The sequence below is a fragment of the Pseudomonas sp. MYb185 genome, assembly GCF_002979975.1.
Classification (GTDB): Bacteria; Pseudomonadota; Gammaproteobacteria; order Pseudomonadales; family Pseudomonadaceae; genus Halopseudomonas.
In genome coordinates this window covers 200064-225589 of sequence record NZ_PCQD01000002.1, presented here as the reverse complement: position 1 = coordinate 225589, position 25526 = coordinate 200064, and the positions used below count along the sequence as shown (strand labels likewise).

General features: G+C 61.8%; 22 protein-coding genes. 16 read left to right on the top strand and 6 right to left on the bottom strand.

What is annotated here, in order from left to right; all coding sequences use genetic code 11:
• The first annotated feature begins 1 nt into the window (after nt 1).
• The 5 genes from cobN to CQ007_RS03575 all read left to right on the top strand — a co-directional run bounded on the left by cobN (nt 2) and on the right by CQ007_RS03575 (nt 6370).
• Nucleotides 2-3901, top strand: coding sequence for a cobaltochelatase subunit CobN (cobN, locus tag CQ007_RS03595; protein WP_105643548.1), 3900 nt, complete (start codon nt 2-4; stop codon nt 3899-3901).
• Nucleotides 3898-4374 (top strand): MotA/TolQ/ExbB proton channel family protein, encoded by a 477-nt coding sequence (locus CQ007_RS03590; RefSeq protein WP_105643547.1) that lies wholly within the window; start codon nt 3898-3900, stop codon nt 4372-4374. Before cobN ends, CQ007_RS03590 begins: the two co-directional genes overlap by 4 nt.
• On the top strand, nt 4374-4691 hold the full coding sequence (locus CQ007_RS03585) for a DUF2149 domain-containing protein (protein WP_105643546.1): 318 nt from the start codon (nt 4374-4376) through the stop codon (nt 4689-4691). The genes CQ007_RS03590 and CQ007_RS03585 overlap by 1 nt, the downstream gene beginning before the upstream one ends.
• 95 nt (nt 4692-4786) lie before the next feature.
• Nucleotides 4787-5293: an RNA polymerase sigma factor gene (locus tag CQ007_RS03580; RefSeq protein WP_105643545.1), complete on the top strand. Its 507-nt coding sequence runs from the start codon at nt 4787-4789 to the stop codon at nt 5291-5293.
• 87 nt (nt 5294-5380) lie between these two features.
• Nucleotides 5381-6370 (top strand): FecR domain-containing protein, encoded by a 990-nt coding sequence (locus tag CQ007_RS03575; protein ID WP_158256716.1) that lies wholly within the window; start codon nt 5381-5383, stop codon nt 6368-6370.
• A 205-nt stretch (nt 6371-6575) separates the two neighbouring features.
• On the opposite strand, the gene azu is transcribed toward CQ007_RS03575, so the two are convergent.
• Nucleotides 6576-7025 carry an azurin gene (azu, locus tag CQ007_RS03570; protein WP_105643543.1) on the bottom strand — a complete coding sequence of 150 codons (450 nt, stop codon included), beginning with the start codon at nt 7023-7025 and terminating at the stop codon, nt 6576-6578.
• A gap of 540 nt (nt 7026-7565) precedes the next feature.
• Between azu and CQ007_RS03565 the strand changes: the two genes are divergently transcribed.
• From CQ007_RS03565 to CQ007_RS03520, 11 genes are all read left to right on the top strand, one after another.
• The gene (locus CQ007_RS03565; RefSeq protein ID WP_105643542.1) at nt 7566-10574 is read left to right on the top strand and encodes a TonB-dependent receptor; all 3009 of its coding nucleotides are present in this window, start codon (nt 7566-7568) and stop codon (nt 10572-10574) included.
• 125 nt (nt 10575-10699) lie between these two features.
• The gene (locus tag CQ007_RS03560) at nt 10700-11308 is read left to right on the top strand and encodes a heme acquisition protein HasAp (RefSeq protein ID WP_105643541.1); all 609 of its coding nucleotides are present in this window, start codon (nt 10700-10702) and stop codon (nt 11306-11308) included.
• A gap of 134 nt (nt 11309-11442) precedes the next feature.
• The gene (locus tag CQ007_RS18765) at nt 11443-11817 is read left to right on the top strand and encodes a hypothetical protein (protein ID WP_146114535.1); all 375 of its coding nucleotides are present in this window, start codon (nt 11443-11445) and stop codon (nt 11815-11817) included.
• Nucleotides 11814-13598, top strand: coding sequence for a type I secretion system permease/ATPase (locus CQ007_RS03555; RefSeq protein ID WP_105643540.1), 1785 nt, complete (start codon nt 11814-11816; stop codon nt 13596-13598). Before CQ007_RS18765 ends, CQ007_RS03555 begins: the two co-directional genes overlap by 4 nt.
• Nucleotides 13595-14953, top strand: a complete 1359-nt coding sequence (locus CQ007_RS03550; RefSeq protein WP_105643539.1) for an HlyD family type I secretion periplasmic adaptor subunit — start codon at nt 13595-13597, stop codon at nt 14951-14953. The genes CQ007_RS03555 and CQ007_RS03550 overlap by 4 nt, the downstream gene beginning before the upstream one ends.
• Nucleotides 14950-16257: a TolC family outer membrane protein gene (locus CQ007_RS03545; RefSeq protein ID WP_105643538.1), complete on the top strand. Its 1308-nt coding sequence runs from the start codon at nt 14950-14952 to the stop codon at nt 16255-16257. Before CQ007_RS03550 ends, CQ007_RS03545 begins: the two co-directional genes overlap by 4 nt.
• A gap of 752 nt (nt 16258-17009) precedes the next feature.
• The gene (locus CQ007_RS03540) at nt 17010-17639 is read left to right on the top strand and encodes a biliverdin-producing heme oxygenase (RefSeq protein ID WP_105643537.1); all 630 of its coding nucleotides are present in this window, start codon (nt 17010-17012) and stop codon (nt 17637-17639) included.
• Nucleotides 17639-18010: a YbaN family protein gene (locus tag CQ007_RS03535; protein WP_105643536.1), complete on the top strand. Its 372-nt coding sequence runs from the start codon at nt 17639-17641 to the stop codon at nt 18008-18010. Before CQ007_RS03540 ends, CQ007_RS03535 begins: the two co-directional genes overlap by 1 nt.
• Nucleotides 18011-18077: 67 nt before the next feature.
• On the top strand, nt 18078-19052 hold the full coding sequence (gene exbB / locus CQ007_RS03530) for a tonB-system energizer ExbB (protein WP_105643535.1): 975 nt from the start codon (nt 18078-18080) through the stop codon (nt 19050-19052).
• Complete coding sequence (gene exbD / locus CQ007_RS03525) at nt 19052-19486, top strand: TonB system transport protein ExbD (RefSeq protein ID WP_105643534.1); 435 nt, start codon at nt 19052-19054, stop codon at nt 19484-19486. The genes exbB and exbD overlap by 1 nt, the downstream gene beginning before the upstream one ends.
• Nucleotides 19483-20286, top strand: a complete 804-nt coding sequence (locus CQ007_RS03520; RefSeq protein WP_105643533.1) for an energy transducer TonB — start codon at nt 19483-19485, stop codon at nt 20284-20286. Before exbD ends, CQ007_RS03520 begins: the two co-directional genes overlap by 4 nt.
• A gap of 159 nt (nt 20287-20445) precedes the next feature.
• Here CQ007_RS03520 and CQ007_RS03515 read toward each other — a convergent pair whose 3' ends face one another.
• The 5 genes from CQ007_RS03515 to CQ007_RS03495 all read right to left on the bottom strand — a co-directional run bounded on the left by CQ007_RS03515 (nt 20446) and on the right by CQ007_RS03495 (nt 25424).
• The gene (locus CQ007_RS03515) at nt 20446-20991 is read right to left on the bottom strand and encodes a cobalamin adenosyltransferase (protein ID WP_105643532.1); all 546 of its coding nucleotides are present in this window, start codon (nt 20989-20991) and stop codon (nt 20446-20448) included.
• Between the two features lie 5 nt (nt 20992-20996).
• A complete protein-coding gene (locus tag CQ007_RS03510; protein WP_105643531.1) occupies nt 20997-21725 on the bottom strand; it encodes an ABC transporter ATP-binding protein in 729 nt (242 codons plus the stop codon).
• On the bottom strand, nt 21716-22702 hold the full coding sequence (locus CQ007_RS03505) for an iron ABC transporter permease (RefSeq protein WP_105643530.1): 987 nt from the start codon (nt 22700-22702) through the stop codon (nt 21716-21718). The genes CQ007_RS03510 and CQ007_RS03505 overlap by 10 nt, the downstream gene beginning before the upstream one ends.
• Nucleotides 22690-23409: an ABC transporter substrate-binding protein gene (locus CQ007_RS03500; RefSeq protein ID WP_105643529.1), complete on the bottom strand. Its 720-nt coding sequence runs from the start codon at nt 23407-23409 to the stop codon at nt 22690-22692. The genes CQ007_RS03505 and CQ007_RS03500 overlap by 13 nt, the downstream gene beginning before the upstream one ends.
• A gap of 146 nt (nt 23410-23555) precedes the next feature.
• Nucleotides 23556-25424 (bottom strand): TonB-dependent receptor domain-containing protein, encoded by a 1869-nt coding sequence (locus CQ007_RS03495; protein WP_105643528.1) that lies wholly within the window; start codon nt 25422-25424, stop codon nt 23556-23558.
• Between the last annotated feature and the right edge of the window lie 102 nt (nt 25425-25526).

The window sequence follows — 25526 nt, the reverse complement described above, 5'->3', positions numbered from 1 at the left end:
CATGGGCAGACTCATATTGATCCTGCTGCTGCTGACAGGTGGCGGCAGTCAGGCGTGGGCCGAGGCCGCAGCGGATATCCGCGTGCTGAGCAACGACTTCGTGCTACCGGGCAAGGTGGCGCGTTTGCAGCAATGGGCCGGGGATGTCGGGCTGACGCTGGATAACCGTTATATCAGCGGGGAAGCCGATTCGGCCGAGCTGGCGGCTGGGCTGCTGATCCTCGATACCCCCCGGCCCAACGACCTGGCGCAGATGCAGGCCTTTCTCGGCGACCGGCTCGAGCAGGTGGCCACGCCGTGGATTCGGGTTGGCGGCGGGCCGCCGGCTTTCGGCAACCTGCCGCCCCAGCACGCCAGGCAACTGATTGGCTACTACGGCAATGGCGGCCAGACCAACCTGCGCCGGATGTTCGATTACTGGCAGGCCCTGCGCAGCGGAGAAGATCCTTCCGCACTGCCGCCACCGCAGTCGCTGCCGACAGTCGGCTTCTACCATCCCGCGGCGCCGATACTGTTCGATGATGTGCAGGATTATCTGCGCTGGGGCAGTACGCGTTGGCCAGGTCAGGCGCCACGGGTCGGCTTCATCATCCACGGCAGTAGTATTGCCGACGCCGAACTGGCGCTGCTGGATGAGCTGATCGACGCCAGCGAGAGCCGCGGTCAGGCGCCGTTGGTGTTCTGGGTCGACGGCCAGGACCCGCAGGCGCTGAGCCAGGTAGCCGAGCCCGCCGAGCTGCGGGCACTGGTCAATCTCACCCACCTGCAAAACGGCGCGGCGCGTCAGGCCGAATTCCTGGCGCTGGGTATTCCGGTGCTGCAGAGCTTCATTCAACGCAGCAGCCTGGAAGACTGGCGTCAGTCGCCCTCCGGTATTGCCACCCATGCGGTAGCGCCGCTGCTGGGGGTACCGGAAACCTGGGGGCTGAGCGACCCCCTGGTGATCGGCGTAGTGGAGCAGGGTGAACCAAAGCTGATCCGGGAGCAGGCCGCAGCGCTGCTGGACAAGATCGACCGCCTGGTACGATTGCAGGATCTGCCGCCAGCGCAGAAGCAACTGGCCTTGCTGTTCTGGAACCACCCCGACGGCGAGCGCAACCTGGCGGCGTCCCACCTGAATGTGCCGCGCAGCCTGGCGGCGCTGAGCACGGCATTGGCCGAGGCCGGCTATCGGATACCCGCGGTCGATGAAGAGCAGTTCATCGCCCTCGGGCAGCGGCTGCTGGGGGGCTATTACCGCCCCGAGACCCTGGCCACGCTGCACAGCGATGGGCTGGCCGCTGCGGTGCCGTTGAGTGCCTACCAGCAGTGGTTGCAGGGGTTGGACGAAGCGCTGCAACAACAATTGCAGCAGCGTTGGGGGGATCCGGCCAGCCACTGGGCCGTGCAGCAGATCGATGGGCAGCCGCACTTCATCATTCCCCGCGCACAGCTGGGCAATCTGCTGCTGATGCCACAGCCGCCCCGGGCCGGCCGACCCGGCGAGGCCTATCATGATACGGCGGTAGCGCCGGACCATATCTATCTGGCGGCCTATCTGCTGATCCGTGGGCAGGCCGACGCGCTGATTCACTTCGGCACCCATGGCACCCAGGAATGGCTGCCGGGCAAGGACCGCGGGCTGGCGGTAACGGATTATCCGTTTCTGGCGTTGGGTGATCTGCCGGTGTTCTATCCCTATATCCAGGACAACATCGGCGAAGCCATCCAGGCGCGGCGACGTGGCCGGGCGGTGGTGATCAGTCACCAGACACCCGCCTTTGCACCGGCCGGACTGTACGACGAGCTGCGTGATCTGCATGACCTCATCCACCAGTACCAGCAACTGGAAGAGGGCGCGGTACGCGAGCAGACCGCCGATGCCATTCTCGAACAGGTAGCTGCGCAGGGCATGCTGGCTGACCTGGGCTGGGATGCAGGGACAGCAAAGGAAGACTTCACCGCTTTCTTCGCCATCCTGCACGATCATCTGCATGAGCTGGCGGCCGATAGCCTGCCGCTGGGCCTGCATACCTACGGAGAGCCAGCTGCAGCCGAACACCGGTTGAGTACCGTGCTGCAGCAACTGGGCGAACCTTTCCGGCAGGCGGTAGCGGTAGCCAGCGGCGCGCCGTTCGACAGTGGTGAGCCGGAGGCACTGGACTTTGCCGAGCTGCAGAACACGCCAGCCTACCGTCTGCTCGAACATCACCTGCTGCAAGGCGCGCCCATCGAACGAGTGGAGGATGCCGCGCTGCGCGACTGGCTGCTGCAGGCCCGCGAGCATGAACGCAATCTGGCCAAGACAGGCGAGGTCGAGGCACTGTTGGACGGGCTGGGCGGCGGTTTTGTCGCGCCGGGGCCGGGGGGCGACCCAGTGCGCAATCCGCAGGTGCCCAGCGGTCGCAACCTGTACGCCTTTGAAGCCGACAAGTTGCCCACGGCAACGGCTTACGCCGCCGGCGAAGAGGCGTTGGAGCAGTTGCTGCAAGCCTACCGCGATGAGCATCATGGCCAGACACCGGACAAGCTGGCCTTCAGCCTGTGGTCTTCCGAAGCCATGCGTCATCTGGGTATTCTCGAAAGCCAGGTGCTGCACGCGCTGGGATTGCGCCCGCGGTGGGACGACGGTGGCCGGGTGCGCGCGCTGGAGATCATTCCACGCAGCGAGCTGGGGCGGCCCCGTATCGATGTGGTGCTGCAGGTCACCAGCGTGTACCGCGATCAGTTCGACGGATTCATGAACCTGCTGGCCGACGCCATCGAACGGTTGGCGCAACTGGACGAAGCGGACAACCCGGTGGCGGCCAACAGTCGGGCGCTGGCTGCACGCCTGCAAGAGCAGGGGCTGGACAGCGAACCGGCAAGCCAGCTGGCCAGCATCCGCATCTTCGGTAACGCACCCGGTGATTACGGTAGCGGCGTTAGTCAGCTGGCTCTGGATTCCACCCGTTGGGAGGATGATTCGGTGCTGGCCGAGCAGTTCCTGCAGCGCTTGCAACACGGCTACGGCAGTGCGGGGCCGGTCGGGCCATTGCCCGGGGGCAATCTGTTTGCCGAACAGCTCAAGGGGGTGCAGGCCGCGGTGCTCGCCCGCTCCTCCACGGTCAACGGGCTGCTGTCCACCGACCATCCCTTCGAATACCTTGGTGGGCTGTCCCAGGCGGTGCGGCAACTCAATGGCGAAGCCCCGGCGCTGTATATCGCCGATCTGCGCCAGAACGCACCGCGCACCACCGGCGCGGCCCGGTTCCTTGCCAGTGAATTGCGCAGCCGCTACCTCAATCCCCAGTGGATCGATGCCATGCAGCAGGAAGGTTATGCCGGGACGCTGGAGTTGCTGAACATCGTCAACAACCTGTGGGGTTGGCAGGCGGCGGACAGCGCCATGGTGCGTGCCGACCAATGGCAGGCGGTGCATGACACCTATGTGCAGGACCAGCGCGAACTGGGCCTGGGCCAATGGTTCGAGCAGCACAACCCGACCGCCCAGGCGCAGCTGATCGAACGGATGGTCGAGGCAATTCGCAAGGACTACTGGGATGCCGATGAGCAGACCCGCCGTGAACTGGTCGAGCGCTGGCAGGAATTGACCCAGCAGCATGGCGCCGATAGCGGCGCGGCACTGACCGTCGAGTTCATCAACGACATGGCCGCCGGCTTCGGCCTCGGCGGCGCCGCCGCCAGTGAGCCGCAGAGCCGGGATCGCCCTGCGGAGCAGGCCATCGACCAGCCCGCTGACAGTACCGCCGTGCGCGGCCAGGTGCTACAGGAGGTCACGCCCCAAAGCGAGATGGAGACACCCTGGCGTATCTGGGCCGGGCTGCTGGGAATGCTTGGCTGCATCCTGGTCGGCGCCTGGCGACAGCAGCGAGCCAATCGCAATACCTCCATGAACACACCTGAAGCGGAAACAATATGAACGCGCTGGAAGTCACCCTCTATGAACTCACCCGCTGGTTCCTCACACCGGTACTGCTGCTGATCATCCTCGCGCTGATCTACTCACTGATCGCCCTGGGCAGCTTCGTCATGGAAGCCTGGCAACGCCAGCGGGGCCGCTACCGGCCACTACTGGCCGTCTGGCAACAACGCCATGGTGGCACCAGCGATGACCTGGAATTGCACATCATGCAGCGCCTGGAATGGTTGCGCATCACCTCCCGCAGTGCCCCGATGCTGGGGTTGGTCGCCACCATGATTCCCATGGGGCCGGCCTTGCTGGCCCTGACCCGCAGCGATGCCCAGGGCATTGGCGACAATCTGGTGGTGGCCTTCTCCGCAGTGATCCTGGCGCTGCTGGCGGCCAGCATCAGCTTCTTCATTCTCACCATTCGCCGACGCTGGTTGTTGCAGGAACTGCGCGCGCTGGAGCGTGCTGGGGAGAGTGGCTGATGCGTTTTCTCGAACAGGATGAAGATGATCCGCTGCTGTCCATGGTCAACCTGATCGACCTGTTTCTGGTGGTGATCGGCATTCTGCTGGTCATTATCGTGCAGAACCCGCTCAACCCCTTTACCCAGGACAATGTGGTGGTCATCGAGAACCCCGGGCAGAGTGACATGCGCATGACCATCAAGGACGGTGAGGAGCTGACCCGCTACGAGGCCAGCGGCGACATTGGCGAAGGGCAGGGCAGCCGGGCAGGAATTACCTATCGGCTCAATGATGGGCGGATGATCTATGTGCCGGAGGAGCGGATCAGTCAGTGAAAGCACTCTGATCGACGCAGGTGGCGTCTTGCTACCCGCATGCAAATGATAAACAATATCATCTATTTGCATTCCTCGACTGGCCAAGGGAGAGCATGGCAATCGATCAGGCACACCAGTATTACCGGGCCTACGCCAGCAAAGTCACGCGGTACATCCTGCTGAAAACCAATGATCCGGAACTCAGCGCCGATCTGACCCATGAAAGCTTCGCCCGACTGTTTGCCCTGCTGCAACAGAAGGGCGGCGTGGAAAAGCCCCTGGCCTATCTGTATACGGTAGCCAATCATCTGGTCATCGATCATCTGCGCAGCCATGCGGTCAGCAGAACCGATACGGTGATGCCGGAGGACCTGCATGTGCATGAGGACCCGCTGGCCGATCCGGCGCTGCAGGTGATGAGCCTGTCCTCCATCGAGCGCCTGCATGACGTGGTCCGGCAATTGCCACTGCGTACCCAACAGGTTTTTCAGCTGGGGCGTATCGAGGGTTTGCGTTACAAGGAGGTGGCTGCCCGCCTGGATATCTCTGTCAGCTCGGTACAGAAACACATGGCCATTGCCCTGGAACTGGTTATGCGGCATCTGGAAGATGACCGGTAGACAGCGTGTTTTATCGAAAGTGGAGCGCCATCCGTCAAATATAAGAGAATGCTTGAATTTCTTCATATACCTAAAAGAGCCGCAACCGTGAACCTGTCTGACAAGCAACTCATTCGGCGTACAGCCGTTGACTGGGTGATCAAGCAACAGCTCGATACCTTCGGCCCCGCTCAGCAGCGGGAGCTGGAGCAGTGGCTGCGGCTCGATCCCGCGCATGGCATGGCCCTCGCCGAGGCGGAGCGGGCCTGGGAAGTCAGTGCTGAATTGCCGCCGCTGCTTACCGCAGAGATCCCCCGTCCGCCGCGCCAGCGTTGGCGCCCATCATGGCGCTGGTTGCCTGGCGCACGTCCCGCCCAGGCATTGGCCTGCCTGGTGCTGCTGGGTGGGCTGGCGCTGGGCTGGCAACCCGCCTGGTTGCACATAAGCGCCGATCATTACACGGCCAAGGGTGAGATCCGGGAAATACAGCTGCATGATGGCAGCAGCGTCATGCTCAGCGGGCGAACCGCCATTGCCGTGGAGTACAACCAGCAGGAGCGGCATGTCCGCTTGTTGCGAGGGGAGGCGTTGTTCAGCCCGGTGCCGCAGAATGCCCAGGAGCCGCGCCCCTTTGTGGTCGAAGCCGCAGGTGGGACCAACCGGGCGCTGGGTACGGTGTTTCTGCTCAAGCGTGAGGATGCCGATCATGGCCTGCTCAGCGTCCTGGAACACAGCGTGCTGATCAGCCTGCCGGAATATCAGCCGCAAGGTGAACCTCGACGACAGGTTCTGCATGAGGGGCAGAGCGTCCGTTACCATCGCACGGGAGATATCGAGAAGCTTGCCCAGCCGGCAAGCAGCGCTGCCAGTTGGACCAAAGGGTTACTGAGTTATGACGACACCCCGCTGGGCGGCGTCATCGACGACCTGAACAACTTCAGCCGCGAGCGGATCATCCTGCTCGACAAGCATGCTGCCGGGCAGCCGGTTACCGCTGCATTCCATCTCGACAGTCTCGACAAGGCCCTGCAACTGCTGAGTGAGCAACATCAATTGCGTATCGCCCATCTTCCAGGTGGTATCAAACTGGTTTACTGATCTTGAGATGACAGGCAAAAAAATGGCCCGTTCAGAGAACGGGCCCAATCCGTGATTAGCCTGATGAGGAGATAACCGTCCGCCGCTTGGCATTCTGTTATCACAGCCATCTCGCGATGACGCCTCAATAATAACGATTATCATTTGCAAGTCAAGCGGTTTTATCAAACTAAAGCTGACTTGGCTCTGGAGCTGGTGTCCTCGGTCAATCCACCAGGGTCAGGGTGCCGCGCATCATGGCGAAGTGGCCGGGGAAGGAACAGAAATAGGCGTACTCTTCACCCTCGCTCAGATCTGATACGGAGAACGTGACAGTATCGGACTCGCCACCGCCGATTATCTTGGTATGGGCAATGACCCGCTCATCGTCGGGTTTCACGTAATCCTTGTCCAGACCTTCAGCCATGCCATCGGTGGCGGTGGCTTGCAGGTCGGCGGCCTTGGTCAGTACCCAGTTATGGCCCATGACGTTGCTGGCCAGGGTGCCCGAATGGTGCAGGGTGACGGAAAACTCTTCGCAACTCTTGCTGACCTCGATTGCCGGGGTATCCCAGGTCATCTGGTCGGTGGAGTCGATGGTAACGGCGCAATCAGCGGCAAAGGCCTGTGTGCCGGCGAAGAGAAGGGTGGAGGCAACGACGAGTGTACGGATCATGACAACTCCTGTGGATTGAATGAGTGACGTAATTGGAAACTGTCCAAGCCCTACCTAGGATAGGCCAGTTGGCGACAGTATGCCCAAGCGGGCCCAGTGACCCTGCCTCATGCGACTATTCACGGAGATGCCTGCCTGCAATGGCAGATTCTGCGTGCCATTATGCCCACAGCGGGTCGCTTTGTACCAGGCACCTGCCCGGTCTCGGAAAGCACTGCCGTTGTTCCACAATATTTCCCTGTCCTCTCCCCGTCAGTGACACACCAGCAGCTGTTCCTGGCCCGCCAGGCTGCGCAGTAGCCTGCAGTACTGGCAGGCCATCCTGAGGGTGTCCTGGGATTTTTACAGTTTTCTGAGCTCGGTTGGTTTTTGTTTTATTTGCTTAAAAACAAAGGCTTATATTTATTCTGATGACTTTTTGACTGGGGAATAAGAAATCAGGCAAAAAAGTTCGGGTGTTTTTTACCGTTTTTCGTTCCTCATCCGGTAATACATATACAACTGATAACTATTATCGTTAACCGGAAAGGGCGTTTTGTAATGAAGCGGAGCAACAACCAGAGCCAGCCTCCCCATGATGCGACAATCTCCCAGGCCATCTGGCCGCCAACCCGGCGATTGCTGGCCATTGCCGTGCAGGTTGGTGTGCTGGGGCTGGTGGGGGCGGGCCAGGTGCAGGCCCAGCAAGCGGCGCCTGCTACGGCCGTCAGCCAGGGCCAGCCATTGCAGGCAATGCATGATTTCAATATCGCGGCGCAGTCATTGGCCACGGCGATTGCACAGTTCTCCAGCCAGACCGGTGCGGATGTGTTCACCGAGGGCGTCAGCCTCAACGGCCTGGCCAGCCCCGGTGTGCATGGTCGTCTCAGTCTGAATGAGGGCCTGCAGCAGTTGCTGGCCGGTACCGGCGTGGGTTTCCGTTACCAGCCGCAGTCGCAAAGTGCCCGTCCAACCATCCACTTGCTGGCGCAGGGCCAGGCACTCGAACTGGCGCCCATCAGCGTGCATGGCACCCCGGCCGGCAATGATGGGGAGTGGGTCTACCAGGAGCCGCGTTCCGTCTCAGTGATCACCCGCGAACAGATCGACAAGCGCCCGCCACGCCATGCTGCCGATATGCTGGCGGATACCCCCGGCGTGACCAGTGCGGTCAACCGCCATGATCCGGGCCTGTCAGTGAATATCCGCGGGATGCAGGACTTTGGTCGGGTCAATATGATGATCGACGGTATGCGCCAGAACCACGTGGAAAGCGGCCATCAGCAGCGCAATGGTCAGATGTATATCGACTCTGAACTGCTCAGCAGCGTGGTCATAGAAAAAGGTCCCAGTGCCGGGGTATACGGCGCCAACGCCATTGCCGGCAGCGCCAACTTCAAGACGCTGGACTATGACGATATTATCCTGCCGGGTCAGGATCACGGCGTGCGTTTGCGTGGCGGAACAGGAATCGGCGGTGACGCCAATGGTGCACACTTTCTCGGCAGTGTGGCGGTAGCCGGTCGCCTTTCGGATCGTCTTGAGTTATTGGCGGCACGTAGTCAGAAAAAACTGGGCGAGTACAGCATGGGCAACCGGGGTCGAGGCAACCCTAGCCCTACGACAGGCGTCTGGGATATAGAAGGTATCGAAGAGGTACGCTATTCCGACCAACAACAGGACTCCTGGCTGGCCAAGGCTCGGTTGAAGCTGACTGATGAGCAGAGTCTGCAATTCACCTATGTGGATACGAGCAACTCCTATAACAATGTCTCCGACACTTTCTATCGCCTCAACAGGGATGAGCCCTATCGAGGGTTCGGGCGGGCAGAGGCCAACAGCTCTTCCTATGCGCTGGACTACGCCTTCTCTCCAAGCAATCCGCTGATTGACCTGAATGCCAAGATCTATTTTGTCAGTACCGAGAATGAACGGGTCAACAACCCTGGCCCCAATGCCATGGCGGACACTTACTGGCAATACAATCTATGCCAGGGAGAGCTTGATGACTTTGCCAAGAATACCTGCCTGTCCGGTATGCGTCAGACTACTACCAGCCGCACTGACACCTTGGGTTTTCAATTGGAAAACACCTCGGTTTTCCAGATCAATATGCCGGGCGCAGAACTGTCGGCCAATTATGGCATTGAGTGGTTTCAGGATGAGGGGAAGTCCAGCAACAGAGCTGATCGGGACGGGGTTAGTACGCCTTTCCTGGATGAGCAGGTGGGCAACAACCTGAATCCCAATGGTCTGCGCGATGTGGCGAGCGCCTTTGCCTCGCTGACTTTCCAGAGAGAGCCTTTTACCCTGAAGGCCGGGTTGCGTTATGACTGGTATCACCTACGTGGAAATACGACTGTTCCGGGGGCGCAAAGTGTCTACTCAGGAAACAGGCTTGCTACTTTTACCAGTTATTTCTGTGGAAGAAATCAGAATAACGCCGTCAATGCAACTGGCTGTGCATTAGGACGACAGGGGAATGAGGCTGCAGTTGCAGCATGGTTTGAAACGATCAAGTCCAGCGCTGAGCCCAGCTATCAGGATTCTGACCGATTCAAGTCATTTTGGGCCGATGAATACCATCGCTATGAATATGACGTAGACCGCAGTATGGGACGGTTTTCTCCATTCCTGTCTGCAGCTTATAAACCATTGGAATGGCTTGAGTTCTTCGGTAACTGGGGCAAGGGCTTCCGCCCTCCGTCGCTGACTGAAACTCTATGGGAAGGGGACCATGGTGGTAGTTCCAGCTCCTATATGTATCCCAACCCACTACTGGATGCCGAGCGCTCCACCAGTTGGGAACTGGGCTTCAATATTCTGCGCCAGAACCTGCTCCAGGATAATGATCGCCTGGGTCTGAAGATGGCTTACTTCTCCACCAAGGCAGATAACTATATCACCACCATCATGAGTAATACGCTGCCTGGGCAGCCTGCTGGTATAGGGCTCGGTAACACCTTCTTCCAGAACAACCTGACGGAAACCCGGTTCAAAGGCATTGAGCTGGAAACCAATTACGACGCAGGCCTCTGGTATGGCGGGCTCAACTATACAAAATACCTGAGTGGTGAAAACAAATTCTGTTCGAAGGTCTTCCCGGTAGGTAGCCAAAGTATCCGATACGATCAACCCAATGAAGATGGCAGCATGACACCGGAGCATCTGCAAGCAATAGCCGAAGGCTATGGCTCCTTCCAGGAGAAGCTGGATGCCATGAGCTATTGCGGTATCGATGTGGTGCTGAACACCGCTGCCTATATGCCGCTGGACCAGCATGGTGCCCATGCCGGTATCCGGTTGTTCAATCGCACACTGGATATGGGTATCCGTTATAGCCGTGCCAAGGGCGATACCGTCAGCCACTATGAGGGTAATTATGACCTGTGGGATTCCTATACCACCTGGGACTTCTACGCCAAGTATCAGCCGGTGGACACTTTTGCCATCAGCCTGGCAGTGGAGAATCTCCGTGACGAGAATTACCTCAGTGCTTACTCGGACTCGATGTCACGCACTTACGCTCCCGGCCGTACGGTACAAGCCGGGTTGGAGTTGAAATTCTGAATGGGTGATGCTGTTGGTCACCCAGAGGGAATAGTGGCGTTCGATAAAGCCACTGAAACGAGCGTTTTGGCGCAACTTTAAATCGGCCAGTCAATGGCCACATTGAAGAAAGGTGGAGTTTCACTATGACTACTACTTTTAATGCAACAATCGACTACAGCGAGAATGGCACCCTGTATCCGGCAGGGTATAGCTACGAGGACTCTCTCAAGGATGTACTCGAAGCTTGGGCTGATGAGGGCGTTCCTGGGACTCACCCTGGCAATACTGGTGGTTTCTTTACCGGTGGTGTGGCGTCCGGTTTCTCGGGGGACACCTATGGGTTCACGACCGGAAACGGCTACGCCATCTCGGTTTATGGCAGTATCACCTATGATTTCCCGACCCATGTCCTGAGTGGCACCGTGGATGCAATTTCCTTCGGTGGTGGCCTGGATGCTGTTGGGAATGTTGTAGACCCGTTCCTGACCATCAACTTCGATGATCCGCTGGTCAGCGCGATTGGAGATACCGGGCAGTATTCGGTTCACGATGTGATCTGGGGGTTGATGAACTCTTCCTTGGAAGGTTACCCGAGCGGTTTGCACGGTACGCCTGGCTATGGCGGCCTGTTCGCTGTTCTGGAAGATATCTATGGCATCGACCTGAACGACAGCATCGAAGATCTTGGCGTTGCATCCCTCTCTGAACTGGTCGGCATTCCCGAGTTCGATGACTACCTGCTGGCAGCCTGATCGCCAGGCAATAAAAAACGGATAAAAGATCGCTCTTTTATCCGCCTCTGAAACACCCGGCACAACCTGAGTTTTCGCGGACGCGGGTTGTGCCGGTTCCGGGATTTTCCCGGATAGCCATGAGTGGGTCAATCATGAAAACTGCAAAATCCCGCAAGAAGACGGGTTTTTCGCCGAAATTAAGTGTTAATAATTCTCATTATCTGGATGAGGCGGTTATGCCGGAGGTTTCCGCCGGTCAGCCGCCTTTTCAACGCAAAGTGGGACAGGTGCCGACGGCGGCGGTGCTGGCGGGGCAGGGCGGGGCCATTCCGCCGGTGTTGGGTCGCTGGTTTTTCAGTACTGCCACCGCCCGCGCTCAGCGTGCCCGTGTGTCGGCTCCGGCCACTTCCCATCCGGCAGTGACGGCTTGGCAGTCAGCTGTGCCGGGCGGTTATTCACCCGCTCCCGCACAGCCGGTCGCCAAGGCAGAGGTTGGCGAGGAGTCGCCGGCAGGTAAAAAACCATGAGCACGCCCACCGCCGTGCCCGGCAAGGAAATCCTTGTCGCGCTCAAGACCTATAAAAGCGGGTTCTGGAGCATTGGTCTGTTCAGCGCCATCATCAATATGCTGATGCTGGCCCCGGCCCTCTATATGTTGCAGGTCTACGATCGGGTTTTGGCCTCCAGCAACCAGATGACGCTGCTGATGCTGACCATCATGGTGGTGGCGATGTATGGCTTTATGGGCCTGCTGGAGTGGTTGCGCAGCTTTGTGGTGATCCGCCTGGGCACGCGGCTGGACATGCAGCTCAACCAGCGGGTGTATGCAGCGGCGTTCGAGACCAACCTGAAAACCGGCCGCACCTCGGCCGGGCAGGCGCTCAAGGATCTGACCAGTCTGCGCCAGTTCGCCTCGGGCAATGCACTGTTCGCGCTGTTCGATGCGCCGTGGTTTCCGATCTATCTATTGGTGATTTTCCTGTTTCATCCGTGGCTGGGCGGCCTGGCGCTGGCCGGTGCGGTGGTGCTCATGGCGCTGGCCTGGCTCAACCAGCGCATGGCGCGGCTGCCGTTGCGCGAGGCCGGGCGGTTGTCGATCCAGGCGACCCAGCATGCCGAGGCCGATCTGCGCAATGCCGAGGCGATCGAGGCGATGGGCATGCTGGGGCAGATGCGTGCCCGCTGGCTGGAGCAACACAAGGGGTTTCTGGCGTACCAGGGGCTGGCCAGCGAGAGGACCGCGGTGGTCAGCGCCTGGTCCAAGGGCATTCGCCTGGGGCTGCAATCGATGATGCTCGGGTTGGGCGCGTTGCTGGCGATCTCCGGGGAGATTTCGCCGGGCATGATGATCGCCGGTTCGATTCTGGTGGGTCGGGTGTTGAGCCCGCTGGATCAGTTGATTACCGCGCTCAAGCAATGGAGTTCCGCGCGCCAGGCCTATGAACGGCTGAGCCAGCTGCTGGGCAGCATGCCGCCGCGTGTGGCGGGTATGGCGTTGCCGACGCCCCAGGGCCAGTTGCAGGTGGAGCGGATTGTCGCCACCGCACCGGGCGGGCGCACGCCGGTGCTGGGCAATGTCGGTTTTGCGCTGGAGGCCGGCAGTCTGCTGGGGGTGCTGGGGCCGTCGGGGTCGGGCAAGTCGTGTCTGGCGCGTTGCCTGGTGGCGGCGCAGCCGCTGGTGGCCGGCAAGATCCGTCTGGATGGCGCCGACCTGCATAGCTGGGACAAGGCGGCACTGGGGCCGCATATCGGTTATCTGCCGCAGGATGTGCAGTTGTTCGCCGGCACCCTCGCCGAGAATATCGCCCGCTTCAGCGAGGTGGATGCCGAGGCGGTGGTCGATGCGGCGCAGTTGGCCGGGGTACACGAGATGATCCTCAAGTTGCCGCAGGGCTATGACACGCGCCTGGGGGATGGTGGCAACGGCCTGTCCGGTGGACAGAAACAGCGCATCGGCCTGGCCCGGGCAGTGTATGGCCTGCCGGCACTGATCGTACTGGATGAGCCCAATGCCAATCTGGATGAAGCAGGGGAGAAGGCGCTGCTGGACACCTTCTCTGCGCTCAAGCAGCACCGCCGGACGCTGGTGGTGATCACCCACAAGCCGGCCCTGCTGGGGGCGTCCGATCAGTTGCTGGTGCTGCGCAATGGGCAGATGCAGGCCTTTGGCCCGACTGCGCGGGTGCTGCAGGAGCTGGGCAAACCGGCTGCCGCTGCGGCCCCGGCCCCGGCGGCAATCCGGCGTCCGGGCTTCAACATGACTTACGGCATGCCGGTGACGGCTGCTTCTTCGGAGAATCCCGCATGAGCGTTCATCCTCTGGTGGCTCCCAGTCCTGGGGTGCAGTCGGACGCTGCGCCTTCCACCGCCCCGGTGTTGCCGCTGGATGAGCGGCGCTATACCCGGCTGGGTCTGTGGCTGGTGCTGGCCGGGTTCGGAAGCTTTCTGTTGTGGGCGGCCATGGCGCCATTGGACAAGGGGGTGGCGGTATCCGGCAATATCATGGTGTCGGGCAATCGCCAGGTGGTACAGCATTCGACCGGCGGCATTGTCGAGCGGATCTTTGTGCGCGAGGGTGATCAGGTACGTGCCGGGCAGGTGCTGCTGCAGCTGGATGTGACCCAGACCCGGAGCCAGTACGAATCGCTGTATGCCCAGTATGTCAGCACGCTGGCCACCGAGGCGCGGCTCACCGCCGAGCGTAATGGGCTACAGGAGATCGACTTTCCGGCGCTGTTCGCGAGCCCGGACAAGGGTGCGGCGCTCGATCCGCTGATGGCGCTACAGCGCCAGTTGCTGCACAACCGCCAGCAGGCGCAGCACATGGAACAGGCGGCGATACAGGAAAGCATCGCGGGCAGCCAGTCGATGCTGGCCAGCCTGCAGGAGACACTGACCCACAAGCAGGTCCAGCGCCAGTCGCTGGATGAGCAGTTGCAGGGATTGCGTGACCTGGCCCGTGATGGCTACATCCCGCGTAACCGGTTGCTGGAAACCGAGCGTCTGTATGCCCAACTGAGCGGCGACATATCCCAGGACGTGGGCAATATCGCCAACCTGCAACGCCAGATCAGCGAACTGCGGCTCAATGCCAGCCAGCGCGAGCAGGAATATCAGCGTGATGTGCGTGAGCAACTGGCGGATGTGCAGTGGCGCGGTGATGATCTGGCCAGCCGTCTGAAGCAGGCCGAGTTCGAGCTGAACAATATGCTGATCCGCGCCCCGGCCAGCGGCACGGTGGTGGGACTGAACGTGTTCACCGAAAGCGGGGTGATCAGCCCCGGCCAGTCGCTGATGGAGGTGGTACCCGCGGATGCGCCGCTGCTGGTCGAGGCGCAGGCCCCGGTCGAGCTGATCGACAAACTGCACCCGGGGTTGCCGGTGGAACTGATGTTTGTCGCCTTCAACCAGAACCGTACACCGAGGGTGGCAGGGGAGGTGAGTCTGGTCTCGGCTGACCGGCTGATGGACGAACGCACTGGCCTGCCGTATTACCAGATGCAGATCCGCGTCAGTGATGAGGGCATCGTTCAACTGAGTGGGCAGGATATCCGTCCCGGCATGCCGGTGGATGCCTTTGTGCGTACCGGTGAACGCTCGCTGCTCAACTACCTGTTCAAGCCCTTGCTGGACCGCACCCACATGGCGTTGGTGGAGGAATGAGGGTGCGGAAGATCATTCTGTTATTGCTGTTGGCAGTGCCCGGCCTGCCAGCCATGGGCCTGGAACTGTCCGATGCCTATGCCCTGGCGCTGCATCACGATCCGACTTTCCTGGCGGCAGTGGAGGAGTATCAGGCAGACCAGCAGGAGAAGGCGATTGGCCGTGCGGCGCTGCTGCCGAGCCTGAACTACACCTATACCAACGCGCAGAACTGGTCGGATGTGACCCAGGACACCCAGCTCGGCGAGCAGACCATCGAACGTGATTACCGCAGCTATTCCTCGGTACTCAACCTGCAGCAGCCGCTGTTCGACATGGCCGCCTGGGCCCAGTATCGCCAGGGCGTGGCCCGTGCGCTGCTGGGCAATGAGCGTTTTCGCAGTCGCAGCCAGGAGTTGCTGTTGCGGGTGTTCATCAGTTACAGCGAAGCGCTGCTGGCTGGCGAGCAGACCCGCCTGGCACGCAGTCAGCGTGAAGCCTACGCTGAACGCCAGACCCTCAATCAGCGGCTATTGGAGGGTGGTGAGGGTACCCGCACCGACTGGCTGGAAACCCGCGCCCGCCATGATCTGGCGCTGGCCCAGGAGATCGAGGCGGAGAATGAGGTGGATGCGGCGTTGCGCGAGCTGGAAAGCATCATCGGCCAGCCGGTGGCGCTGGCCAGCCTGAGCCCGCTGACCCACCTGGACACCCCCGCGCCGCTGCAGCCGGCCAGCTTCGAGGCCTGGCGCGATCTGCTGCTGAGCGGTAACCCCGAGCTGGCGGCGCAGCGCCATGGGCTGACCGTGGCCGAACAGGCGATCAGACGCCACCGCGCTGGCCATCTACCCAAACTCAGCCTGTATGCCAGCACCCGCAAGACCAAGTCCGACTCGGAAACCAGCTTCAACCAGACCTATGACACCGACAGCATCGGCATCCAGCTGACCGTGCCGCTGTTTGCCGGCGGCGGGGTCAGTGCACTGTCACGCCAGGCTGCTTACCGGCTGGAGCAGGCCAGCCATGAACTGGATGCACAGACCAGCAGTCTGCTCAACGAGTTGCGCCGGCAGTACAACCTGTACCAGACCAGTGCCACCCGCACCCACGCCTATGAAATGGCGGTGCAGTCGGCCAGTACCCTGGTCGAGGCCACACGGCAGAGCGTACTGGGTGGTGAACGGGTAAACCTTGACGTGCTCGACGCCCAGCATCAACTCTACAGCGCCCGCCGCGACCTGGCCGACGCCCGTCACCAGGCCCGGCTGGCTCGGTTGCAGTTGAAGTACCTGGCGGGGGTGGTGGATGTGGGAGATCTGGAGTAATGCGATGTAGCACCCAACCCTGGGAGGGATGAGCACCAGCTCGTCCGCGGAGTCGCCGGGTAGTGCGGTGTTTCGAACCAGTCCGCACATCAAGCTGGTGCTTGACGTTCCCAGGGGGCGAGGACGAAGTTTCCGGTCCCCCCTGGGTGTGTAGCGCCCCCGCGCTACGCCTGCGAGGTATGCGCATGGCACAAACCCCGTCGGCGAGCAGGCGCTCGCCAACCCGGGTGGATGCTCACGCAAGGGGCCGCGTCCTACCCTGGTGTGTAGCACCCCCGCGCTACGCCTGCGAGGTATGCGCATGGCACAAACCCCGTCGGCGAGCAGGCGCTCGCCAACCCGGATGGATGCTCACGCAAGGGGGCCGCGTACTACCCTGGTGTGTAGCGCCCCCGCGCTACGCCTGCGGGGTATGCGCATGGCACAAACCCTGTCGGCGAGCAGGCGCTCGCCAACCCGGGTGGTGCTCCCGGGGGGCACCTCAGCCAGTGTTCGGGTGCTACGCCTGGGACTTGTGGGCTGGCAGGGGGCCGGATTATCGAGCTGGTGCTCGATGTTCCCAAGGAGAGGAAAACGTAGATTCAGGTTTGATGAACCTTTTTCAGAAAAATTCTCATTTAGATTACCGAATCTGTCCCGCTCATACGTCATATATAAGAGAGTGATGCGTTCAGCATGGCGCATCAGCCAATGAACCCCATCAGCCAGTATCCGCAACCTACCCGGATGGCTTTGATCAGCCAGGAGTCGACATGACCTCGGTATTAGACAGCATTACAGAACCGCTTTCCGTCCATCTCAAGAGCGGCACCACCGCCCTGCATGAAAGCCTCGACCAGCGGATCATGGCGTTGGCGCCGTTCTCCAGCCGGGAGCGCTTTGTCTGCTTTCTGCGCATGCAGCTGCGTCTGCATCTGGTGACTTCGCCGCTGTATCAGAGCGCCGAACTGCAGAAGCGGTTGCCGGGGCTGGGTGAGCGTAATCGGGTTGATGCCATCCTCGCAGACTGTGCCGACTTTGCCGTCACCGAGGAGCAACTGGCCGAGGATCGCAGCGCTGCCGCTGCGGTGTGGGTCGAGGAGGGCGATGCTGCACTGGGCTGGCTCTATACCCATGAAGGTTCGACGCTGGGTGCGGCGTTTCTGCTCAAGCATGCCCGGGATCAGCTGGGTCTTTCCGAAACCTTTGGAGCACGCCATCTGGCGGGGCATACCGAGGGACGTGGATTGCACTGGCGGCGTTTCAAGGATGAGCTGGATGCCATCGAGCTGACCGCCGAGCAGCGGGAGCAGGCGCTGGCCGGTGCCCGGCAGGCATTCGCCTTCGTGCGGGCGTCGGTCGAAGCCTTGATGGCCGCTGAGCGAGCTGCGGACGCGGTCTGATGCGAGCGTTGTGCTGGCGCTTCCTTGCCCTGGTGTTCGTTGCGCTGGGGCTGATTGGCGTGGTACTGCCGGGTATGCCGACCACGGTGTTCATGTTGTTGGCCGCCTGGGCCTCGGGCAAGGGCTGGCCGGCACTGAACGCCTGGTTGCTGGCGCATCCGCGCTTTGGCCCGCCGATCGACAACTGGTATCGCTATCGGGCGATTCCCCGTCGGGCCAAGTGGCTGGCGGCGATCAGCATGCTGATAAGCATGCCGTTGATCTGCATCAGCGCCAATGTGCTGTGGGTGCAGTGGCTGGTACCGTCGGTCATGTGTGTGGTGCTGCTGTGGTTGTGTACTCGTCCCGAGCTGGTCGTAACCCGCTCCTGAAGCGGTCAATGTCATGTCAGCCGGGCGCTTGTCCCGGCTGCACAGCTGAGTTCAAAGGTGTAGTCACATGAAAATACAAGCCCGCATTCTAGGCTTGCTGGTTGCCTTGCTGCTGGTGCCAATCGCCAGTGCGAATGAGCCGGTTGCGCCGCTTGCCGATGAACCGCCGGTGACGGCGGCGGCATCCGATGCTGCGGCTGGTGCGGCGGTGGATGCGAAGACGGGTGCCGAATTGATCCCGCTTCCCGGGGCTGCGGGCGAAGAGGCCGGTCTGAGCGAGCTTGCGGCGGAGCAGGAGACGGCGGCGGGGCTGCCACATGACCTGTCGCCCTGGGGCATGTACCTGGCTGCCGACTGGGTAGTCAAGTCGGTGATGATCGGTCTGTTGCTGGCGTCGGTGCTGACCTGGGCGATCTGGATATTCAAGGCGCTGCAACTGCACGTGGCGCGCCATCGGGCGCGCAGCATTCTGCAGATACTGGTGAATGCCGAGAGCTTTGCCGATGCGCGGCAGTATTGTGCCGAGCAGCGTGGCGTGGGCGTGGATCTGCTGGGGGCTACCGCTCATGAGTTGCAGCTGTCGGCCCAGGGGCCGGCATCCGATGACGGCATCAAGGAGCGGGTGGCGGCGCGCCTGGACCGCGTGCAGGTATCTGCCGGCTCGCACATGAGTCGTGGTACCGGTGTACTTGCCACCATCGGTGCGGTATCGCCCTTCGTGGGGCTGTTCGGTACGGTGTGGGGCATCATGAACAGCTTTATCGGCATTGCCCAGTCCCAGACCACCAACCTGGCGGTGGTGGCACCGGGTATCGCCGAGGCGCTGCTGGCAACGGCATTCGGCCTGGTGGCGGCGATTCCGGCGGTAGTGATCTACAACCACTTTGCCCGGGCCATCGGGGTGTATCGTTCCGTGCTGGGGGACATCGCCACGGCGCTGCTGATCCTGGTCAGTCGGGATCTGGATCGCAGGCATCCCGGCGGTAGAAGCCTGAGCGATGAGCGGCAGACCGTGGTACCCATGGCGCGGAGTGCAGGCTGATGGCGTTTCGCATGCAGGACACCAGCGCCGCGGACCTGCCGGACAACCATGAGATCAACGTCACACCGTTCATCGATGTGATGCTGGTACTGCTGATCATCTTCATGGTCGCCGCGCCGCTGGCGACGGTAAGTGTGCCGGTCGACCTGCCAGCGTCCTCGGCGACACCGCAACCGGCTCCGGATGAGCCACTGTACCTGACGATCCAGACCGACCTGTCGCTGACGCTCGGGGATGATCTGAAGGTGGAACGGGAGAGGTTGGCGGACAGCCTGCGCCAGTTGGCCCCCGACGACGAGCAGCGCATCTTCCTGCGCGCCGATCAGTCGGTGCCCTACGGGGAGCTGATGGAGGTCATGAACCTGCTCGGCACGGCGGGCTATCTGAAGGTCGCGCTGGTGGGGTTGGAGCGGCCTGCGGAGGGTGTGCTGTGACACCCCTGGCCGGCCCGCAGCGTGGGGCATCCAGGCGGGGACCGCTGTACTGGTCGCTGGCTGGGCTGTTCGCGCTGTCACTGCATGGCGCAGTAGCGGCGCTGTATATGTGGCGCCCTGCGGCACCGTCCCCGCCGGAGATGCCTGCCGCTGCACCCTTTGTGGTGGAACTGGCGATGTTCATGGCCGCACCCGAGGACGCAGCGAAGGAAGTGCCACCCGGACCAGAGCAGGTGCAGGCGCAGAAGGCACCAGTGACACCGCCCGAGGTGGTGGAGCAGAAGCTGCCGGAGCTGCCGAAGGTGCAGCGGCCCGCCGAAGTACCGATCCAGAAGCCGGTCGTGGCAGAAAGGCCCAAACCCGAACCCAAGCCGGAAGTCGAGCCGGAGCCAGAGCCGGCTGAGGAGGTCAGTGAGGTATCCGCAGCGGAAACCACCGCCCCGCCGAGCATGGATGTGGCGCAGGTCAGTGACCAGGTGACCGCACCGATGCAGGGCGCATTCAGCCAGCAGATCATGGATGCACAGCAGCAGTGGCAGCAGGCTTTGCAGGCGCACCTGGAACGCAATAAACGTTCGCCCCGCGATGGGCGGCGCAAGGGTGTGAGTGTGGTGACCTTCGTCATGGATCGAGAGGGGCGGGTGCTGTCGATGAATCTGCAGCAGGGTAGCGGAGTACCGATGTTCGACCGTGAGGCACTGGCAACGATCCGCCGCGCCGATCCCCTGCCATCCCCGCCGGACGGCGTGCTGCCAGGAGCTACACTTACCCTGACGCTGCCGATCCAGTTCAATCTGTAAGTACAGCGTTGCTACCGGGCGATTCCAGATAAGCAGAGGGACGATCATGAGATGGTATGTCTGGCGCTGCTGGCGACTGGCCTACGCGCCCCGCAAGCGACACTATCGGGAAATCACCGACAGCCGTGGACGTTGGCGGCGGGTGATCGGTAGCCTTTTCTACCGGTCCGGGCGGCCATAGCTTCGGCTGATGAACTCCGGCTCGACCAGCCCGCGGCGCTGATTGATCACCAGCGTCAGCACGAAGAAGAAGTTGCACAGCATATTGCACATCCGAGGCAGCAGCATGGGTACTTCCTTGCCTTCCTGATCGACCTTGACCATCGCCCGTATCGCCTTCTTGCAGGCCGAGCGGGCCAGATGCAGTTGTGGGACTGGCGGTGTGCCGCGTGGCAGCACGAAGGCATTCAGCCGCTCGGCCACCTCGGCCTTGTAGTGATTCAGCCGTTCTTGCAGCCACTGGATATCGTCCTCGCTGACGGCCAGCCGGCCGCGGATCGAACCGTTGATGTGGAAGGCCAGCGGCTGCACCTGCTCCAGGTCGGCAGCGATGTCCGGCGCATCCTCCGGCAGCAGGTGCGCGAGAATCGCGCCGATATGGCCGCAGAGTTCGTCGGTGATAATCTCGAAGTCGCATAGCGATGAGCTTTCATACATGAAGGGGTAGCACATCTCGTCGATGTTCTTGCCGAACTTGAAGGCCATGGCGCTTACCTCGGGATGATGATGGGTGGGTTGCTGTCCAGGTCGATATGCGCATCGATATGGAATGCCTGCTGCAGATGCTGCGGGGTCAGTACCTCGGCCGGTGTGCCCAGCGCGAGCAGGCGACCTTCGTGCAGCAGGCACAGGCGGTCGCAGTAACGTGCCGCCAGTGACAGGTCATGAATCGACAGCATGACGCCACGCCCGGCGTGGGCGTAGCGGCGCAGCAGGCGCAGTACGTTCTGCTGGTGATACAGGTCGAGGCTGGCCACCGGTTCGTCGGCCAGCAGCACGGTGGGTTGGCCGGCCAGTACCCGGGCCAGCCAGACCCTGGCCTGCTGTCCGCCGGACAGCTGCGCGACATTGCGCTCCATCCAATCGCTGACCTGGGCATCCTCTGCGGCATGATGTATCGCTTCGGCATTGCTATCACCCCAGGGCAAGCGCCCGAGGGCGATCACATCGCGTACCGACAGCGCCCAGGCGCTGTGATTGCTCTGTGGCAGAAAGCCGATCTGCTGCGCCCGCTGGCGGTCACTCAGTGCGCCCAGGGCAGTGCCCTCAACGTAGACTGCCCCGTGATAGGACTGGATGCCGGCCAGGCATTGCAGCAGGGTGGACTTGCCGGCGCCATTGGCGCCGATGATACCGAGCATTTCACCGGCAGCCAGATTCAGGCTGACCCCCATCAGCCGCCGGCCGACGCTCAGGTCCTGGATATCGATCAGATCCACCGTTTGCGCTCCTTCCACACCAGCCAGATGAATAGCGGCGCCCCCAGCAGCGAGGTCAGTACACCGAGCTTGAGTTCACGGCCGGGCGGCAGCATGCGCACGCCGATATCGGCCACGCACACCAGGATCGCGCCGGCCAGCGCGGCAGGTATCAGCAGGCGTTCAGGGCGATGGTGTACCAGTGGGCGCAGCAGATGGGGTACCAGCAGGCCAACAAAGCCGATGCTGCCGGCTACCGCCACCGAAGCACCGACCAGGATGGCCGCGCCCAGCACGATCATGATGCTGCCGTTGCGATAGTTCAGCCCCATGCTGCGCGCCACCTGATCGCCGAGACTGAGACCGCTGAGCAGCCGGCGCTGGCTGAGAATCAGCATGCTGCCGATCAGCAGTGCCGGCAACAGCAGCCACAGGTGCTCCAGGCCACGTTCGGCGACCGAGCCGAGCAGCCAGAACACCAGTTCCTGCATGGCATAGGGATTGGGAGCGAAGTTCAGTACGGTGGCCAGCGCCGCACCGCTGAGGGTGGAGATCGCCAGGCCGGCCATGATCACCATATGCGAACGGGCCGAACCGGCCAGCATCAACATCAGCATCAGTGCTATAGCCGCACCGATCAGTCCGGCAACCCCGGGTGCAGCAGCGCCGAGGCTGGGGAACAGACCGAAGTAGAACACGCTGGCCGCGCCCAGCGCCGCACCCTGGCTGGCACCGGTCAGGCTGGGTTCCGCCAGCGGATTACGCAGCAGGCCCTGCAGAGCGGCGCCGCTCAGGCCCAGTGCCGCACCAACGGCGAGGGCGATAAGCGTGCGTGGCAAACGGATTTCGCCAATCACGATGGCATCGAGGCTGGATTCGCCGCGCAGCCAGTCGAACAGGCCCGGCAACACTGCCACCGAGGTCGAACCGGTCGCCAGGGAAGCCAGCGCGGTACCCACCAGCAGTACCAGCAGGGCAGGGGTAATCAGTCTAGCCATTGATTCAACTGCCTTATCAGATCCCAGGTCCAGGGGCCGGGACATTGCCAGCGCCAGTAGTCGGTGGTCAGCCAGCCATCCGTCGGTATGCTGCGGCGCAGCACCGGGTGGTCGGCGAAACGGTTGGCCAGCGCCTGGTGTTCGGGTGCGGCGAACAGGATGGCATCGGGTGGATCGCTGGCGATGCGCTCCAGATCAAGCTGCACATGGCCGGAGTCGGTCAGATAGTTGCGCCAGCCGGCCTGCTCGATGATCTGGTGCTCGAAGGTATCCCGGCCAGTGCCTATGCCATTGGAGCCCAGTAGCAGCAGGCGTTTGGCATCGGTCTGCGGAGTGCGCCGAGCCGGTGCAGGTTGTGCCAGGTCAGGATCACGACCGATCAGTTCCAGCAGGCGCCGCTCGTAGGATTCCACCTGTTCCAGGGTGGTGGGCAGTGGTAGCACCTGCACCGGATAACCCAGGGTCAGCAGGCGCTCACGCAGCATCAGTGCGCTGTACTGACCGGCCAGCACCAGATCGGGTTGCAAGCGTACCACCTGTTCCACCGAACCATCGTGGGAAGGCCAGTGATCGCCAATCCAGTGGATCGGATAGCGCAGATGCAGGGGAGAAAGGGCCGCCACCCGGGCCGGATCGGCATGATGAGCCAAGGCCCAGTCCATGCACAGATCGAGAGAGACGATGCGTTGTGGTGGTTCGGTGGCCATCGCCGATACTGGCAGGCCGCCGGAAAGGAGTGTCGCAGACAGGCAAAGCAGCCCCCGGCGCAGCCGACCCCATGCCCCGGCCAAGGCCGGGGGGGGGAGGCGGTGCTCAGCTTGTGGCTGATGGCGGGGGCGTTTGCTCATTCCATTCAGAGGTTGGGAGTCCAGGTTACGCCGAGCATGGCGGCGAAGGGCATTTCGCGGTAGCCGTATTCCTGTCCATTATAGGCGTATGCCAGACGGCTATAATCCTTGTCCAGCACGTTGGCCAGTTTCAGGTCGAAGGCCAGTTCTTCGTTGGCTTGCCAACTGGCGCGCAGATCCAGCACGCCGTAGCCGGGCAGCTCCGTGGTATTGGCTGCGTTGGCGTAGCTGCTGCTGACAGCAGTGAAAGTGGCACCGACACCGATACTGCCGAATTGGCGGTCCAGATTCAGATTGAGGGTGCGTTTGGCCCGGTTGGCCAGTGTATGGCCTGTTTCGCGGTTGCGTGGGTCGATAATGCTGATGCCGAGATCGCCGTGCCAGCCGAACAGTTCCTGTTTCAGGGTGGCCTCAAAGCCATTGACACGGGCGCGGTCAATATTGTCCACCGTACTCCAGTCCGGTGTGCCGGCAATCAGATTGCGGAAGTCCGTCCGATACAGAGAAGCCTCCAGTTCTGTAGCTGGACCAAGCTGGCTGCGCCATTGCAGCTCGTAGCTGCGGGATTTCTCCGGTTTCAGGTTCGGGTTGCCTTGATAACCCCAACCAGCAGGCCAGTAGAGGTCGGCAAAGGTCGGTACGCGGAAGCCTTCTGCGTAGGACAGGATCAACTGGTTATCGGGATCGAGCTGGTAGCTCAGGGCGCCATTGAAGGTGTTCTCGCTGCCGAACTGCTGGTTGTCGTCGTGGCGCATGCCCAGCTCGGTGCCGAAGTGCTCGCCCTGGAAGCTGTGCTGGGCAAATGCCGCCTTGTTGTCGCGGTTACTGACGGTAAAGTCGTTGCTGCTGCGCACCTTGTCATTCAGGTAGTCGAGGCCCATGCGCAGGCTGTGGCCGTTACCCAGTGCCAGGGTGTTGAGCCAGTTCACCGAATCACGATAGCTGTTGTTGACCGTACTACCGGGGAACAGTTTGTCGAGGTTTTCCTGCCTGTCCTCGCTGTGACCCAGCTCGATGCGGCTGCTCCAGATATCGCTGACGCGGCCATTGAGCCAGGCGCTGGTGGTGCTGAGGCTGTATTCATCGTAAGGCAAGGAGTCCATCCAGGTGCTGTCTACCTCGGTCTTGCCGCGCTGATCCAGTACGGTGAAACCGGCTTCCAGTCGCTCATTGAAACGGTGGCTCAGGCTGAGGGCCAGTGAGCGGTTTCGATAGGCGTCGTCATCCGCATCAGGGGCGGGCGCGATTCGGGTCCGGTCGATACCGGCAGTTTCCTCCAGCCCGGCGGACAGGCTGAAACGCGTGCGCTCGTTGCCGCCGGACAGCCCCAGACTGCGTTCAAAGGTGCTGTCGCTACCGGCAGCCAGGCGTACATAGGGACGCAGACCTTCGCCTTCGCTGCGCCGGGTAAAAATCTGAATCACTCCACCCATCGCGTCAGCGCCGTGAATGGCCGAGCGCGAGCCACGCAGTACTTCGATACGCTCGATCTGATCAACGCTGAGGTATTGCAGGGCTGCCCCGCCGGCAGTGGCTGAGCCAGCCCGCACACCATCAATCAGGACCAGAGTCTGGGCACTGCTGGTGCCACGTATGTTCAGGCTGAAAAGGGCCCCACGACCGCCATAATTGGAAACCTGCACACCCGGCACCTGGGTCAGCAACGCCGGCACACTGGCCGGACGCAGCCGCTCGATATCAGCGCGGGTGAACACGGTGCTGGCGGCACTGCTGTCGCTGCGTTGTTCCACATCGCGGTTGGCGGTGATCAGGGTATCGGACAGTTTCAGCGCCTCTTCATGGGAAGCGGGCTGGGCAGCCAGCGCCAGGCTCGGGGCCAGGGCGACAGCAAGGGCAAGACGGGACAGTTTCATTGTGAATCCTCAAAAGGTCGGATGACTTTCGAGGAGGGCAGATAAGCAAGTGCGGACGGGGGCAGACAACAGACAAACCGGCACGGCACTTGACGGTGATGC

What these genes read in the sequence shown, in the direction of transcription:
- CQ007_RS03555 (WP_105643540.1), top strand. Translation starts at nt 11,814, where the DNA reads ATGAGCACGCCCACCGCCGTGCCCGGCAAGGAAATCCTTGTCGCGCTC.
- CQ007_RS03505 (WP_105643530.1), bottom strand. Translation starts at nt 22,702, where the DNA reads ATGGCTAGACTGATTACCCCTGCCCTGCTGGTACTGCTGGTGGGTACC.
- CQ007_RS03540 (WP_105643537.1), top strand. Translation starts at nt 17,010, where the DNA reads ATGACCTCGGTATTAGACAGCATTACAGAACCGCTTTCCGTCCATCTC.
- CQ007_RS03535 (WP_105643536.1), top strand. Translation starts at nt 17,639, where the DNA reads ATGCGAGCGTTGTGCTGGCGCTTCCTTGCCCTGGTGTTCGTTGCGCTG.
- CQ007_RS03500 (WP_105643529.1), bottom strand. Translation starts at nt 23,409, where the DNA reads ATGGCCACCGAACCACCACAACGCATCGTCTCTCTCGATCTGTGCATG.
- CQ007_RS03495 (WP_105643528.1), bottom strand. Translation starts at nt 25,424, where the DNA reads ATGAAACTGTCCCGTCTTGCCCTTGCTGTCGCCCTGGCCCCGAGCCTG.
- CQ007_RS03550 (WP_105643539.1), top strand. Translation starts at nt 13,595, where the DNA reads ATGAGCGTTCATCCTCTGGTGGCTCCCAGTCCTGGGGTGCAGTCGGAC.
- CQ007_RS03515 (WP_105643532.1), bottom strand. Translation starts at nt 20,991, where the DNA reads ATGGCCTTCAAGTTCGGCAAGAACATCGACGAGATGTGCTACCCCTTC.
- CQ007_RS03560 (WP_105643541.1), top strand. Translation starts at nt 10,700, where the DNA reads ATGACTACTACTTTTAATGCAACAATCGACTACAGCGAGAATGGCACC.
- CQ007_RS03585 (WP_105643546.1), top strand. Translation starts at nt 4,374, where the DNA reads ATGCGTTTTCTCGAACAGGATGAAGATGATCCGCTGCTGTCCATGGTC.
- cobN (WP_105643548.1), top strand. Translation starts at nt 2, where the DNA reads ATGGGCAGACTCATATTGATCCTGCTGCTGCTGACAGGTGGCGGCAGT.
- CQ007_RS03580 (WP_105643545.1), top strand. Translation starts at nt 4,787, where the DNA reads ATGGCAATCGATCAGGCACACCAGTATTACCGGGCCTACGCCAGCAAA.
- CQ007_RS18765 (WP_146114535.1), top strand. Translation starts at nt 11,443, where the DNA reads ATGAAAACTGCAAAATCCCGCAAGAAGACGGGTTTTTCGCCGAAATTA.
- exbD (WP_105643534.1), top strand. Translation starts at nt 19,052, where the DNA reads ATGGCGTTTCGCATGCAGGACACCAGCGCCGCGGACCTGCCGGACAAC.
- CQ007_RS03590 (WP_105643547.1), top strand. Translation starts at nt 3,898, where the DNA reads ATGAACGCGCTGGAAGTCACCCTCTATGAACTCACCCGCTGGTTCCTC.
- azu (WP_105643543.1), bottom strand. Translation starts at nt 7,025, where the DNA reads ATGATCCGTACACTCGTCGTTGCCTCCACCCTTCTCTTCGCCGGCACA.
- exbB (WP_105643535.1), top strand. Translation starts at nt 18,078, where the DNA reads ATGAAAATACAAGCCCGCATTCTAGGCTTGCTGGTTGCCTTGCTGCTG.
- CQ007_RS03545 (WP_105643538.1), top strand. Translation starts at nt 14,950, where the DNA reads ATGAGGGTGCGGAAGATCATTCTGTTATTGCTGTTGGCAGTGCCCGGC.
- CQ007_RS03565 (WP_105643542.1), top strand. Translation starts at nt 7,566, where the DNA reads ATGAAGCGGAGCAACAACCAGAGCCAGCCTCCCCATGATGCGACAATC.